This window comes from Saccharopolyspora sp. NPDC045839 (assembly GCF_056431645.1).
In genome coordinates this window covers 388515-402605 of record NZ_JBWKKH010000002.1, presented here as the reverse complement: position 1 = coordinate 402605, position 14091 = coordinate 388515, and the positions used below count along the sequence as shown (strand labels likewise).

Genomic DNA, 14091 nt, shown 5'->3' with positions numbered 1-14091 from the left:
GGGGTTGCCGTGTCGTCGAAGTCGGTCTCCGATCCGCGGCCGCTGCGCAACGAGCCGTTGCCGCTGGACCTGGCCAACACGCGGTGGATCAGCCCGGACGGCTCGTGCGATGTTCTGGCAGCACCCGGCGGGTTGGCGGCGTGGCTCCAGGTCAACGACCTCGCCGGTCGCGCCCCCGCGGACGAGGCGACGTTGGAGGCGTTGCTGCTGGCCAGGGAGGCGCTAGATGTGCTCCTGGCGAAGGGGCCGCAGTCGCCGAGGGGGCAGCGAGCGCTGAACGAGGTGCTGGAGCACGGGCGTGTCCGCCGAACTTTGGAAGCCGGGCAGCCGCAGGACGTCGTCGAGGTCGACAGCCCGAGCTGGCTACCGGCCTGGTCGGCAGCGCAAGGTTACTTGCAGCTGCTGGAACAGGCGCCTGACCGGATCCGGCGCTGCGCCCATCCGGAGTGCGTCCTGTACTTCTACGACGTCTCGAAAAACGGAACTCGCCGCTGGTGCTCGATGGCCACTTGCGGCAACAGGTCCAAAGCGGCCCGCCACTACGCCCGCGGCACGACGTCGCCCGATCGGTGAATGTCGTGCTGCTGAACTTCGGCCGGAGCTGGCCAACCTGCTGCCCGGCAGAGCGGTCCTGCCGGTGACCTGCGGTGCACTAGGCGGAGGTTCGCTCGTAAGTCGCAGAAGGCGGCGCTTCGATGCTGGAGTTGTTCGGGCGGGCTCTCCTCAGCTGCCATCGACATCGCCCCTGGCTTGACCCGGCCGAATGCGGCACTGCCCTCGTCCACTGAGGCGATCTTGGCCCCGTCCAGGAGTGCCAGGAGGATTTGGGCGACTTCGATACGTTTCGATCGGGTCGACCGGGCCACGTTCCGTGCGAAGTAATCCAGGACGAACAACCGGTGCTCAGCGAGGATCTCTTTCGCGCGGCTGCTGAGGTCGAGATGTTCGGCGGCTGCGGCGGCAGTATCAACGCACTCACCTCGTAGGGATTGCTGGGCGCAAATTGGAGCTCGCGCCGAGAAAGTGACGGCAGTCATGCGGACAGCATCGGCTCGCGCGGACGGGCCCGGGCGGAGAGCTGGATCACTCGGGTTTCGCGGCGGGTTCGATCGTTCAAAATTCCTGCAAGGTTGCCTGTAAAACCGTGTGATTGTGTCGACAGGTCGTTGCGTGTCAGCCTGGTGAGGCGCCGCCCGGAATGCTCCAGCCGCTGTCGCCGGGAGCCACTGCGATGACGACCGACGCTTCGGTCGTCCCGGGACCAGCCTCGACGCGGGTGACCCCGGCGCGGCGGGACTGGTGCGATAGGCCACCACGGCGGTCACCGGTCGCATCCCGGGCGCTGGACTGGTTTCCGCTCAGCCGCCCGGGGTTCGTTCGGGCCGGATCTCGCGTCGTGAAGGCGCCGATCGCGTGCCGCGTCGATGCGGTCGTCCATCGAGCCCGGACGGGGTTCGTCGTGCTCGGCGTTCGTGGCGCACCGGAAGGATGAGGAGTTTTTCGTGTCGTCCGCACACGCCGATGTCGGAACACCAGGCGGGCCGCCGGGCGGCGATCGCCAACTCCACCGAGCGGTTGTCGGGTTGATGAACGGCGCCAGTTGGCTCATCGGCAGAACGGCTCGTGGGGCCGCTCACAGGCGGCACCGCCTGATTCCATCGGAGTCGCCCGAGCCGACCGGCGCCTTTGAAGACGAAGGAGAATGTTGAGTACGTCGAAGCAGCTCTCGGCAGCCGACCAGCAGAGGATCGGCACGGCAAGCGCCAGGCCACGGATCCTGAGACCGGTGTTCGTCCCCGCGGCGCTGGTTATTCTCGTCGCGCTCGGGGTTGCGACCTGGATCGGGGCGACCTACGGCGACGAGGCCACGACAGCCTTCACCAATCTGCGCGACGGGATCGGCACGACGGTCGGCTGGTGGTACGTCCTGGTCGTCACCGGGTGTCTCGCCTTCGCCTTCTGGGCGGCGTTCTCCAAGGTCGGGCGCGTCCGTCTGGGACGCGACGACGAGCGCCCGGAGTTCTCGCGCGTGTCGTGGTTCGCCATGCTCTTCTCCGCCGGCATGGGCATCGGTCTCGTGTTCAACGGCGTCGCCGAACCGCTCACCCATCTGGTCGCTCCGCCAGAGGTGATCGGCGACGAGGCCGGCAGCCAGGCGGCGGCCAACGCTGCTGTGGGCGAGGCTTTGTTCCACTGGGGCTTGCACGCCTGGGGCATCTACGCCGTCGTCGGGCTCGGCCTTGCGTACATGACCTATCGGTATGGCAGGCCCCTGTCGGTCCGGTGGCTGCTCGAGCCGCTGGTGGGACGCAGGCTCATCGAGTCCTGGGTCGGGCACATCATCGACGCCGTCGCCATCATCGGGACCGTCTTCGGCGTGGCCACCTCGTTGGGCATGGGCGTGCTGCAGATCCAGGCAGGCTTCGCCCACCTGGGCTGGTTCGAGCCGTCGAACACCCTGGTGATCGTCCTCGTCGTCGGGATCACCGCGATCGGAACCCTTTCCGTTGTCTCCGGCGTGGACAAGGGCATCCGCTGGCTGTCGAACACGAACATGGGCATGGCCGGACTGCTCGGCCTCGCTGTCCTGATCATCGGGCCCACGGTCTTCCTCCTGCGGTCGATGGTCCAGAACATCGGTGAGTACGCGCAGGCGATTCCCCAGCTGGCCTTTGTCACCGGTGCCGGTGCCGACGACGGCTGGACGCTGGCCTGGACGCTGTTCAACCAGGCCTGGTTCCTGTCCTGGGCACCGTTCGTCGGCATGTTCATCGCCCGCATCTCCCGCGGCCGGACCATCCGCGAGTTCATCCTGGGCGTGCTCCTGGCGCCGACGGCGGTGTCTGTGGTGTGGCTGACGATCTTCGGCAACACCGGCCTGCTCTACCAGCTCGAGCGCGGCAACCTCGTTGGCCCCGACGGAGTGGTTAACACCGACACCACGCTGTTCCAGCTGTTCACCGAGTTGCCCATCGGATCCGGCATGGTCACCGTCCTGTGCGTGATCGCGATCATCGTCATCATGCTGTTCTTCATCACCTCGGCCGATTCCTGCGCGTTGGTCGTCGACGTCCTCGCCCACGGCGGCCGCAGCGAGACCCCTCGACGCACTCGTGTGTTCTGGGCCGTCCTCGTGGGTGTGTCCGGTGGTGTGCTCCTGCTGGCCGGAGGCGAATCGGCCTTGACCGTGCTCCAGGTCAGTTCCCTGGCCGGGGCCGCTCCCTTGTCGGTCGTCTACGCCCTGGGCATGGTCGCTCTGTGGAAGGTCTTCCGGTACGAGATCGCGGTCATGCCGCGGTACATGAAGATCACCGGACGAACCGTGAGTGATCTGGAGTCCGTTGACGGGGAATGCACAGGCGCGAACCGGGCAGTGCCGGGCCTGCGCGAACTGGTCCGTTCGCACGAGGCCGAATCGAACAGGACCGACCGCCGGTACGGAGCCTCGGTGTCGTTGGCTGGCCTTGCCCCGGGAACCGGCTCGGAGACCCCCTCGGAGACCCCCTCGGTGGAAGCGAAGACGTCTATCGTGGCCTTCCACGAACTCAGCCCGGAAACGGTGGTCGTCGATGCCCAGGACGGCACCATTGTCGTCGACGACGATGCCGCGGTCCAGGACCCGATTGGTGGCGAAGTCTTCGACACACCGGAGTTCAGCGCCTCGGCTGCCGGCGCTGCTCATGAGGCTCATTCGAGCTGACCAGTCGCGGTGACCTTTGTGCGGACCTCGTGGTCCTGGGAATGCTCCTCCTCGACCAGATGGAGGAGAAGTGCCCGATTATCTCCGAGGGTTGGGTCGACACCGGCTTCAAGAACGCTGTCGTCGAGCACGGTGCCCGCCTCGGAATTGACGTCGAAGTCGTCAACAGAAACCCGATACCCGCGGGTTGCATGTCGTGAAAAGCGTTGGGGGCAAGCGGAGTACAGGCTGGACCATGATGCATCGCCATCTCGCCGGCGACTACGAGACCCCCATCGTCGGTTCTGAAGCATGATCCACATCGTCTCGGTCCACAACCTCACCAGGCGCATAACGGACGACACCACTCTCATCCGGAGAGGAACTTACTAGTGCATCAAAGGGCGATGCTCCTACTTCAGACACCCCCGAAGTCTGTTGCAGTCCGCGGGCACCCCCGCCGGCGGGAGGACTGGGCGTCCACCTCAACTGTCGGCTGCGGCCCCAGCTGAGCCCGCGGGGCAGCCTGAAGAATCCAAGCGCGTTCACTTCGTCCATGAACCCGGCGGGGTAGATGTCGTCGTTCGGTCTCGCCCCGGTGCTGCTCCTAGGTTTCTGCCTTGCTGAGGATTAGGAACCGAGAGGCTGAGAACGGCGTGCCGGACGGCGGTTTATGGCGCGTGTTGGTGGTGGAGGGGGTGGCAGGCGCGCGGTGCTCGAGGGTGTGAAGTTCGACGAAGCCGCGAGGTGTGCGGTGGCGTAAGCAAAAGAGTGCTGTGTGTGGGCTGCTGGGCCTGGCGGTATGAGGGCGCCTTCCCGCAGGAATACGGGGCCCTGGTGCTTGTGGACCTCAGATCGCCTGGGGAAATGCTTTATCCCCGGCCGCAGCGAGGTGTTGCAGGGAAGGCGGGATCGGCCGGCCCTTGGCCACCATGACTTGTGCCCAAAGCCGTCCGGCGCGGTAGGAGGAACGGACCAATGGGCCGGCGAGGACACCGGAGAATCCGATCCGTTCCGCCTCGGCCTTGAGGGCCGTGAACTCGTCGGGGCGTACCCATCGGTCGACAGGATGGTGCAGCTTGGATGGGCGCAGGTACTGGGTGAGGGTGAGGATGTCGCAGCCTGCATCATGCAGTTCGCGCATTGTTTCGACCACTTCGTCGGTAGTCTCGCCCATGCCGAGGATCAGATTCGATTTGGTGATCATGCCCGCTTCCCGCGCGGCGAGTAGCACGTCAAGAGAGCGCTGGTAGCGGAATCCCGGGCGAATGCGGGGGAAGATCCTGGGGACCGTTTCCAGGTTGTGAGCGAACACCTCGGGCTTGGCGTCGAAGACCAGCGCCAAGTCGTGCGGGCGGCCACCCAGGTCATCGGCGAGCACTTCGACGCCGGATCCGGGGTTGAGCTGGTGGAGCTGGCGGATCGTCTCGGCGTACAACCATGCTCCGGCGTCCGGCAGGTCGTCGCGGGTGACGCCGGTAATGGTGGCGTAGCGGAGGCCCATGGTGCGGACCGATTCGGCGACGCGGCGCGGCTCATCGCGATCGAGCGGAAGCGGTTTGCCAGAGGTGATCTGGCAGAAGTCGCAGCGCCGGGTGCAGATCGAGCCGCCGATGAGGAAGGTCGCCTCGCGGTCCTCCCAGCATTCGTAGATGTTGGGGCAGCCCGCCTCCTGGCAGACGGTGTGCAGCCCCTCGTTCTCGACGAGGGCGTGGAGTTGGCGGAACTCGGGCCCCATCCGGGCGCGAGTTTTGATCCAGTCCGGCTTGCGCTCGATCGGGGTCTGGGCATTGCGCTGCTCGACGCGGAGCAGCCGGCGTCCGCCGGGCTGTGGCGGAACGGCACGCGCACCGTCGTCGGTGCGCTTCTCGGGCGAGGTGCTCACGGGGTCACCTCCGGCGCGCCTCCGTCGAACGCCACCCGGTTGTGTCCGGTGGAACAGATGAGATGCGTGTCGGGGTGGTGTGCATCGTGCAGGTCTGCAGCGCGCGGGGCCAGCGAGCTGAGCGGCGCAAAGCTTGTGCGGGGCTGACGGAGGTTCACGCGGCCGACATTAGTGACCAGGCATCGAACTAGTCAATTAGGGTGGTGTCATCGCAAACTGGCGATGACACCACGTGTTGGCCGCGCGCCGGTCTTTGCGGATCGCCATCGAGCTGACGGCGCCTCCGGGGTTGCGGTACGAGTCAGTTCGGCGCGCCGGGTGGCGGTCTGTCCTGGAGTGCCAAGGCTTCGCGGCAGTGGGCGCGAAGTGGGCATTTGACACGACCAGACAGGTTTGTCTACCTTAGCTCTCGACGGACCGAACAGACCTGTCTGTTCACTACGGATTGGGAGCGCACAGATCATGAAGCACGACAGCACCGCCGTCCGCTCGTACGATCTCGCGATCATCGGGAGCGGCCCCGCCGGTGGGCATGCGGCTGCGGCTGCCCGCCGCCGCGGCAAGGCGGTCCTGATGATTGAGAAGGGGCCTCTTGGCGGCACCTGCCGCAATGTCGGCTGCGTTCCCTCCAAGCTGCTGCTCGCTGCGGCGGCGACTCGCGCGAACGCCGCCGCTCCGCGGTTCGCGGGGGTCGCCACCTCTGTCGGCGAGGTCGACTTGGCGGCGCTGATCGAGGACAAGGATCGGACCATCGCCGGGCTGGGTCTTAGTCCCGAGGGTCTGGCGAAACAGGGTGTGGACCTGCTGGTCGGCACTGCCGAGTTCGGGGAGTCACTGGACTTTCCGATGCTGGCGGTGACCAGCCCGGACGGCATCCGGACGCGCGTCGTCGCCGAGCAGGTCCTCATCGCCACGGGAGCTCGGCCGATCATCCCCGGCATCCCCGGGCTGGAGGAGGTGGACTACCTCACGTCGTCCACGGCGATGTCCCTGGCCCGCGTGCCAGAGTCTCTGCTGGTGGTCGGTGCCAACGCTGTTGGGCTGGAGCAGGCTCAGATCTTCGTGCGCCTGGGGGCCGCTGTCACGGTTGTTGATATGGCTCCGCGGGTTGCACCGCGCGAGGACCCAGATGTGTCCGCGACCTTGGAAGAGGCGCTCACTGAGCGGGGGATCACGTTCCGTACGGGGGTGACGCCGACCGGCGTCGCGCGCAGCGACTCCGGCATCGTGCTGACTGTTGCGGACGGCGCGACGACCGTGCAGCTCGAGGCGGAACAGATCCTCATCGCCACCGGCCGCCGCCCGGCGACCGACGGGCTGAATCTGACAGCAGTCGGTGTGGCGCCCGGCCCGGCCGGCGAGGTGGTGGTCGATGACTACCAGCGCACCGATCACTCGCGCATCTGGGCCGTCGGAGACGTCACCGGACGTGCCCGGCAGTTCGAGTACGTGGCCGCGGAGCAGGCTGAGCTGGCGGTGGCCAACGCCTTCGACGGACGCAAGCAGACGCTGGACTACCAGTTCCTGCCCCACGTCACCTTCACCTCTCCGGCTGCAGCAGGGGTGGGCATGACGCAGGACCAGGCCGAGGAGGCCGGTCAGGCCTACGAGGTCCGGCAGCTGCCGATGGCGCACGTGCCCCGGGCGCTTCTCAGTCGCGAACCGCACGGGATGGTCAAGCTGCTCTCCGATCCCGACACCCAGCGTCTGCTGGGCGTGCACGTGGTCGGCGCGGAGGCGGGTGAGGTCATCACAGCCGCCACCTACGCACTCGAGGCCGGCTTCACCGTCCAGCAGCTGGCGCAGACCTGGGCGCCGTTCCTGACCGTGACGGAATCCCTGAAGATCGCCGCGAAGCTGCCGCCCGCATCGGAAGCCTGAGAACCCGGGTCTGTTCGCGTTGCAGCCGGTACCCGACTCCATTCACCGAAGAGGAGCACCGCACGCTATGTCCAATGCAACCGTGACCGCCACCAGCGCTGATTTCGAAGAGCAGGTCTTGACCAGTGACAAGCCCGTCCTGGTTGACTTCTGGGCGGCCTGGTGCGGGCCGTGCCGCATGATCGCCCCCGTGCTGGATGCCATCGCCGAAGAGCACTCCGATGCCCTGACCGTCGTCAAGGTCAACATCGATGAGAACCGGGACCTCGCCGTGCGGTACAAGATCATGTCGATCCCGACAATGCTGGTCTTCCACAAGGGCAAGGTTGCCAAGTCCATCGTCGGCGCCCTGCCGAAGGAGGCCATCGAAGGCGAGCTCAAGTCCTTCCTCGGGTGAGGCTCCCGGTGGCCGTCTGCACATCAATGACATGGCTCCTTCGAGGCCGGTAACCAGCTGCCGCCTCTAAGGAGCAGTCAGCGCCGCCAGCCATCGCTGTGCGCTCCTTCTTGGCTTTAAGCGAAGCAATACCTCCAGGGATGCCTCGATGCCTGGCGGCATTCGAGATCCGAGCTGTCCTCACCGATGGGAACCTGCATGAAGATCGTGATTGTCGGAGGTGTGGCCGGCGGTATGTCCGCCGCCACCCGGATGCGGCGCCTGGACGAGGAGGCGGAGGTCGTGGTCCTGGAGCGCGGTCCGCACGTCAGCTACACCAACTGCGGCCTGCCGTACTACCTGGGCGAGGTCATCACCGAGCGGGACGCGCTGCTGGTGCAGAGTCCCGAGTCGCTGCGCGCCCGGTTCGGACTCGATGTGCGGGTACGGCACGAGGTCACGGCGGTCGACCGCGGGCTCAGATCCGTGCATGTGCGGGATCTGGAGAACGGACTGGAATACGAGGAGGTCTACGACCAGCTCGTCCTAAGCCCAGGTGCGCGCCCCTACGTACCTGATCTGCCCGGCATCGAGCGGGCCTTGACGCTGCGGGACGTCAGCGACGCCGACCGCGTGGTGCATGCCCTCGATACCGGCGCCGGGTCGGCCGTCGTTGTCGGTGGCGGCTTCATCGGAGTAGAGGCTGCCGAGAACCTGCGTCACCAAGGCCTGGACGTCCATCTCGTCGAGCTGGCTGGGCAGGTGCTGCCGCTGCTGGATCCCGAGATGGCGGCGCCGCTCACTGCCGAGCTGCGTGCCCAGGGAGTCCAGGTGGAGCTGGGCACCTCCCTTGCTGAAGTGCGCCACCGGTCGGTTGTCCTCGCTGACGGGCGCGAACTGCCCGCCGATGTGGTCCTGCTGGCGATCGGCGTGCGGCCCGAAACCGGCATCGCCCACGCGGCGGGCCTGGAGATCGGGGAACGCGGCGGCATTGCCGTCGACGCCACCGGCCGCACCAGCGATCCGGACATCTACGCCGTGGGCGACGCCGCGCAGAAGCAGGATGCGTTGACCGGCGAGGAAACCTTGATCCCCCTCGCCAACCTCGCCAACCGGCACGGCAGGTTGGTCGCCGATGCGATCGCCGGGCGGCCGGTGACTGCCCGCGCCTCCGCTGGCACCGCCGTCGTCCAGGTCTTCGGGATGACCGCGGCTGCCACCGGCTGGAACGAGAAACGACTGCGCGCGGCGGCGTTGCCCTATCAGGCCGTCCATCTGCACCCCGGTTCGCACGCCAGCTACTATCCGGGTGCTTCCACGATTGCTTTGAAGGTGCTCTTCGACCCGGCTGACCTGCGCATCCTGGGCGCTCAGGCGGTAGGGGCGGAGGGCGTCGACAAGCGCATCGACGTTATCGCCACGGCCATGGCAGGCGGTCTGACCGCCCCGGAGCTTGCCGACATCGAGCTGGCCTACGCGCCGCCCTACGGCTCCGCCAAGGACCCGGTCGTCATGGCCGGCCTGATCGCCGACAACCTGGCGACCGGCATTTCACGCACCGTCCAATGGCACGAGCTCGACTCCGTACATAAGGCCGGGGCGACCGTCATCGACGCCGGCCGCTCGCGGTGCGGCACCAATGAGGCAGACAGACCTGTCTGTTACGGTGTAGTTTATGCAAAAAGCAGCAAGTGTGTCAGCGGCGCGTGATCGGATCCTGGACACCGCCGCCCGGCTCTTCTACGCCCACGGCGTGCGGGCGGTCGGCGTGGATCGGGTGATCGCGGAGGCCAAGGTGGCGAAGGCCAGCCTGTACGCGCACTTCCGGTCGAAGAACGAGCTCGTGGAGGCCTACCTCCAGCGCGAAGCGGACCGGGTGCGCGACGAGCTGCAGCGCTTCGGCGACGAGACCGAGTCCGGACCGGCGCGGGTCGCGGCGGTCTTCGACCACGCAGCGGCCGCCTGCGACCAGGACGGCTACCAGGGCTGCCACTTCCTCAACGCGGCTGCCGAGCACCTCGACCCCAGCAGTCGCGCGAAGGAGATCCTCGCCGAGCACCGGGCGTTCGTGCTGGACTACTTCGAGCAGAACGTGACCCGGCCGAGTCGTGCCGAACGCGTCGAAGTCGCCCAGATCCTCCTGGCGCTCCTCGACGGGGCAAAGATCGCCTCGGTGGACGAGGGCGGCGCCGCGTTCGCCAGGGTCAAGCCGGTGGCGACGTCGATGGCCGCCGGCTGACCGCACACAACGTTCATCGGTTCGCCCGGGCGTAGTGCCGGGCCGCCTTGGATCGGTTGCCGCAGGTGGCCATCGAGCGCCAGCGACGGGTGCCGTTCTTGCCGACGTCGCCAGCAACTGCAGGTAGCCCTGCGCGGCCGGCCAGGCCGACCAGGCCGACAGTCAGCAGCTCCAGCTGATCTGCGACTTCGTCTCGGTGGTGTGCTGGCTGGTGCACTCGGCTGGCGGTGGGTGTTCTTCATCAACGTCCCGATCGGCCTGCTCGTACTCCTCGGCAGCCGTACCCTGGTCAGCGCAGACCGTCACCAGGGCTACCTCGGCATCACGGGCGCGGTCCTGGGCACGGGCGGCATGATCGCCCTCGTCTACGCCATCACGCGCTTCGGCGAGGATGGGTTCACCGACCCACTCTCACTCACTCTGGTCGGTACGGCGGCTGTGCTTCTCGCGGTCTTCATTGCCGCCCAGGCCCGGAGTCGTAGTCCGCTGGTCCCGCTGAGCCTGTTCCAGGACCGCAACCGCACCGGTGCCTACGCCAGCGTGTTGCTACTCGCCATCGGCCCCATGGGAACGCTCTACATCATCACCCTTTACCTGCAGAAGGTGCAGCAGTTGAATCCGATGCAGACCGGTGCGGCCTGGCTGCCGTTCGCAGCAGGGATCGTGCTCGGCACCGGAGGCGCCCCGAAGCTGCTGCAGTGGATCGCCCCGCGCTTCGTCGCCGGAGTCGGCGCGCTGCTCAGCGCCCTAGCCGCATTCTGGCTCTCCACGATCGCTGTCGATACGAGCTACTGGCTGCACCTGGCACCCGCAATGTTCGTGATCGCACTCGGATTCGGGCTAGGCATCCTGGCACTCATTCAGGCGGCGGTCTACCGCGTCGAACCGGACAGGTCCGGGAGCGTCTCGGCCCTGCTCAACTCGGCCCAGCAAATCGGCGTTGCCCTCGGCCTGGCGGTACTGGCCGGAATCGCCGCAACCACCTCCGCCAAGCCCGAGAACACCACTCTCGGAATTGAGGCTAACCTCGTGGCCGGGTACAGCACCGCGATGTTTGTCGCGGCCAGTTTGCTTGTCGTAGCAGGGATACTTGCCCTCGTCACACTCAGTGCACGACCGACTGCTGGGCCGGAGCAACACAGCGCCGTCGCCGAACCAGCCGGAAAACCCCTGTGTGATTGAGATTTTTCCAACCTCGTTGTGCGTGGCGGTGCGGGTGGCGGAACCTCAGCGCCCACCTGGACTGCGCCCCGCCTTATGCATGTCGATACACGGCGGCTGGACTGTCCTCGCCAGAAGGAACACTGGGACAGGCCGAGCTGCAGGCGCTCATAGATGAACCCCGGCCGGATCACTGAAGCTGTGGATCAGACTGGCGGCCGGTGTAAGAGCGCCAGCCGTGATCAATTTCGGCGGATCACCCTTCTTCTGTTGCCGTCTATACGCGCCATGACGTTCCAGGTAGCGGTGATCGCTATGACGACGCTGATCCGCCGTCGTGCTCTGTCCGCGCTGGGCTGAGGATGAGATTTGGTCACTGCGGTGTCACGAGCCGGGTATTTTGCAGCCGGAGGCTGTTGGTTACGACGAGGACTGAGGACAGACTCATCGCGGCGGCTGCGATGAGGGGGTTGAGCAGACCGGCGGCGGCGATGGGGATGGCTGCGATGTTGTAGCCGAACGCCCAGATGAGGTTCACGCGGATCGTGCGCAGGGTCTTGCGGGAGAGCACGAGCGCTTCGGGGATCGCCATGAGTCGGTCGCGAACGAGGATGATGTCCGCGGCTTTCAAGGCGATATCGGAACCAGTGACGACGGCCATGCCGAGATCGGCAGTGGCCAGGCCGACGGAGTCGTTGATGCCGTCGCCGACCATCGCCACCCTCTTACCCTGCCTTTGGAGTTCGGCGATGGCTCCGGCCTTCTGGTCGGGTTTGACCCGGCTCCGGACCTCGCCGATGCCGAGCTCGGAAGCAATGCGCTCGGCGGCTTGGGATGAGTCGCCGGTGAGGAGGATCGTCTCGAGTCCTTGGGCGTGCAGGTCGCTCACTGCCTGCTCGGCGTCGGGCTTGATGCGGTCGCTGATGGCGAGCACTCCGACCAGCACGTTGTCGCGGGCGATGACCACAGTGGTGTGGCCGACCTGTTCCGCGTTGGAGATCGCGTGAGCGGCGTCGGTGGTGATGTCGATTGCGCGGGACTCGGCGAGGCCCGGGCTGCCGACGAGTATGTCGCTGCCGTCAATCTGGGCCTGCGCTCCCAGACCGGGCATTGCTGTGAAGTCTGACAGTGGCAAGAGTGGTAAGTCGGCATACTCGGCGGCGTGTTCGATGGCCCGGGCGATGGCGTGTTCGGAGCCTTGCTCGACCGAAGCTGCCAGCGTGAGGAGTTCGCGTTCGCTGATGCCGCAGGCGGTGACTTCTGTGACGGTCATCTGTCCGGTCGTCAGGGTGCCGGTCTTGTCGAGCACGACGGTGGTGATGGTGCCGCTGGCTTCGAGTGCGTCGTGGCCCTTGATGAGGATGCCGTGGATCGCACCGCGGCCGATTCCGACCATGAGCGCGGTCGGGGTGGCCAGCCCCAGCGCGCAGGGGCAGGCGATGATGAGCACGCTGATCGCATTGCCGAGAGCTTCCTGCGTGGGGAGCCCGCCGAGGCTCCAGCCGATTCCTACGAGGATGGCCAGAGCGATCACCGCGGGGACGAACCACGTGGTGACACGGTCGACCAGCGCCTGTACGCGGGCTTTGCGGGCTTGGGCCTGCTCGGTCAGATATGCCATCTGTGCCAGTCGGGTGTGCGCCCCGACGGAGGTCGCGGTGACTTCGAGGCGCCCATCGGTACTGATCGTGCCTCCGGTTACTTCGGCCCCGGGGCTAACGGCGAGTGGCATGGGTTCGCCGGTCATCATGCTGGTATCGACCGCGGCGGCGCCGGCCACCACGGTGCCGTCGGCGGGAATGATCTCGCCTGGCAACACAACGAATATGTCACCGACGCGTAGCTGCGAGGCGGGCCGGATGGACTCGGTTGCTCCATTCAGGACGCGCACGTGGGTGGCGGCTAAGGCGTTGAGGGCGCTGAGGACGTGACCGGCCTTCCTGCGCGAGCGGATCTCGAAGTAGCGGCCGGCCAGCTGGAGGGTGGTCATGCCAGCGGCAACATCCAGATAGATCGAGTCCGCTCCTGCGGGGATGGCACCGAACCCGAGCCAATAGCCATCCTCGCCAGATGAGGGGCCGAAGAGCAGAGTCGCCACTGCCCACCCGTAGGAGGCGGCGATACCCAGGGAGACGAGGGTGTCCATGCTGACCTGTCCGCGGCGCAGTCCTCGAACGGTGGCGCGGTGGAAAGGCCATGCTGCCCAGGTGACGATCGGCAGTGCTAGAAGCACGCACACCGACTGCCAGTGCGGGAACCGCCACTCGGGCACGAGGGCGAGGATGATGGTGATGTCCATCAGCGGCACCGTCAGCAGCGCAGCCGCGATGAGCCTGCGGCGCAGCGAAGTGATGCGTGTCTCGGTGGCGCGCTGCGACCAGGTGTCATCGGCGCCGTCTCTCAGCCGAGCCCCGTATCCGGCCTTCTCGATCCGGCCGATGGCCAGATCGACATCGTCGGCGGGCAATCCGGTGATGACGGCGCCTTCGGTCGCGTAGTTCACCGAGGCGTGCACGCCGTCCATCTTGTTCAGCGTGCGCTCGACCCGAACAGCGCAAGCAGCGCAGGTCATGCCAGAAACGTCGAGTTCCACAGCGGTTTCGGTGGTGTCAGTGCTCATTCGTTGGGGCTTCCTCGCCGCTGCTGGAATTCGATGCTGGTGACACGCGTTGCGGCCGGGTCGGCTGGTGCTGGGCCAGGCGGGCGAGCATGGCGTTGTAGTCGTCGAACTCGGTGTCGGTCCCGGCGTCCATGTGTCGGTCTTTGCGAGGGGCCTCACGTGCGTCCTGCCTGGCCCATTGGATGCCAAGGACGATCACGACGATCATCAGTGGGACCTCACCGCCGGCCCACGCGACCCCACCACCCAT

The 14091-nt window shown here is 66.6% G+C and carries 11 protein-coding genes and 1 pseudogene; 8 read left to right on the top strand and 4 right to left on the bottom strand.

Features of this window, described 5'->3' with window-relative positions:
• Window positions 1–9: 9 nt before the first annotated feature.
• The 3 genes and pseudogenes from AC07EQ_RS04845 to AC07EQ_RS04835 form a co-directional block, all read left to right on the top strand.
• On the top strand, window positions 10–573 hold the full coding sequence (locus AC07EQ_RS04845) for a CGNR zinc finger domain-containing protein (protein WP_478386593.1): 564 nt from the start codon (window positions 10–12) through the stop codon (window positions 571–573).
• 1213 nt (window positions 574–1786) lie between these two features.
• Complete coding sequence (locus AC07EQ_RS04840; protein WP_478386592.1) at window positions 1787–3700, top strand: BCCT family transporter; 1914 nt, start codon at window positions 1787–1789, stop codon at window positions 3698–3700.
• A gap of 35 nt (window positions 3701–3735) precedes the next feature.
• A pseudogene (locus tag AC07EQ_RS04835) lies at window positions 3736–4072 on the top strand (IS5/IS1182 family transposase); the annotation flags it as partial.
• Window positions 4073–4529: 457 nt separating this feature from the next.
• Here the strand turns inward: AC07EQ_RS04835 and lipA are convergent.
• Complete coding sequence (lipA, locus tag AC07EQ_RS04830) at window positions 4530–5564, bottom strand: lipoyl synthase (RefSeq protein WP_478386591.1); 1035 nt, start codon at window positions 5562–5564, stop codon at window positions 4530–4532.
• A 462-nt stretch (window positions 5565–6026) separates the two neighbouring features.
• On the opposite strand from lipA, the gene AC07EQ_RS04825 reads away from it, so the two are divergent.
• The 4 genes from AC07EQ_RS04825 (at window position 6027) to AC07EQ_RS04810 (ending at window position 10060) form a co-directional block, all read left to right on the top strand.
• Entirely contained in the window at window positions 6027–7445 is a 1419-nt protein-coding gene (locus AC07EQ_RS04825; protein ID WP_478386590.1) for a dihydrolipoyl dehydrogenase family protein, read from the top strand.
• A gap of 67 nt (window positions 7446–7512) precedes the next feature.
• Window positions 7513–7842, top strand: a complete 330-nt coding sequence (gene trxA / locus AC07EQ_RS04820) for a thioredoxin (RefSeq protein ID WP_478386589.1) — start codon at window positions 7513–7515, stop codon at window positions 7840–7842.
• A gap of 198 nt (window positions 7843–8040) precedes the next feature.
• Entirely contained in the window at window positions 8041–9531 is a 1491-nt protein-coding gene (locus AC07EQ_RS04815) for an FAD-dependent oxidoreductase (protein ID WP_478386588.1), read from the top strand.
• Window positions 9515–10060: a TetR/AcrR family transcriptional regulator gene (locus AC07EQ_RS04810; RefSeq protein WP_478386587.1), complete on the top strand. Its 546-nt coding sequence runs from the start codon at window positions 9515–9517 to the stop codon at window positions 10058–10060. Before AC07EQ_RS04815 ends, AC07EQ_RS04810 begins: the two co-directional genes overlap by 17 nt.
• A gap of 13 nt (window positions 10061–10073) precedes the next feature.
• Here the strand turns inward: AC07EQ_RS04810 and AC07EQ_RS04805 are convergent, their stop codons facing one another.
• A complete protein-coding gene (locus tag AC07EQ_RS04805) occupies window positions 10074–10277 on the bottom strand; it encodes a CGNR zinc finger domain-containing protein (RefSeq protein ID WP_478386586.1) in 204 nt (67 codons plus the stop codon).
• Here AC07EQ_RS04805 and AC07EQ_RS04800 point away from each other — a divergent pair.
• Entirely contained in the window at window positions 10262–11242 is a 981-nt protein-coding gene (locus tag AC07EQ_RS04800) for an MFS transporter (RefSeq protein ID WP_478386585.1), read from the top strand. The genes AC07EQ_RS04805 and AC07EQ_RS04800 overlap by 16 nt on opposite strands.
• 352 nt (window positions 11243–11594) lie before the next feature.
• On the opposite strand, the gene AC07EQ_RS04795 is transcribed toward AC07EQ_RS04800, so the two are convergent.
• Both AC07EQ_RS04795 and AC07EQ_RS04790 read right to left on the bottom strand, forming a co-directional pair.
• Window positions 11595–13841 (bottom strand): heavy metal translocating P-type ATPase, encoded by a 2247-nt coding sequence (locus AC07EQ_RS04795; RefSeq protein WP_478386584.1) that lies wholly within the window; start codon window positions 13839–13841, stop codon window positions 11595–11597.
• On the bottom strand, window positions 13831–14049 hold the full coding sequence (locus AC07EQ_RS04790) for a hypothetical protein (RefSeq protein ID WP_478386583.1): 219 nt from the start codon (window positions 14047–14049) through the stop codon (window positions 13831–13833). The genes AC07EQ_RS04795 and AC07EQ_RS04790 overlap by 11 nt, the downstream gene beginning before the upstream one ends.
• Between the last annotated feature and the right edge of the window lie 42 nt (window positions 14050–14091).

What these genes read in the sequence shown, in the direction of transcription:
- AC07EQ_RS04825 (WP_478386590.1), top strand. Translation starts at nt 6,027, where the DNA reads ATGAAGCACGACAGCACCGCCGTCCGCTCGTACGATCTCGCGATCATC.
- trxA (WP_478386589.1), top strand. Translation starts at nt 7,513, where the DNA reads ATGTCCAATGCAACCGTGACCGCCACCAGCGCTGATTTCGAAGAGCAG.
- AC07EQ_RS04815 (WP_478386588.1), top strand. Translation starts at nt 8,041, where the DNA reads ATGAAGATCGTGATTGTCGGAGGTGTGGCCGGCGGTATGTCCGCCGCC.
- AC07EQ_RS04795 (WP_478386584.1), bottom strand. Translation starts at nt 13,841, where the DNA reads ATGAGCACTGACACCACCGAAACCGCTGTGGAACTCGACGTTTCTGGC.
- AC07EQ_RS04790 (WP_478386583.1), bottom strand. Translation starts at nt 14,049, where the DNA reads ATGATCGTCGTGATCGTCCTTGGCATCCAATGGGCCAGGCAGGACGCA.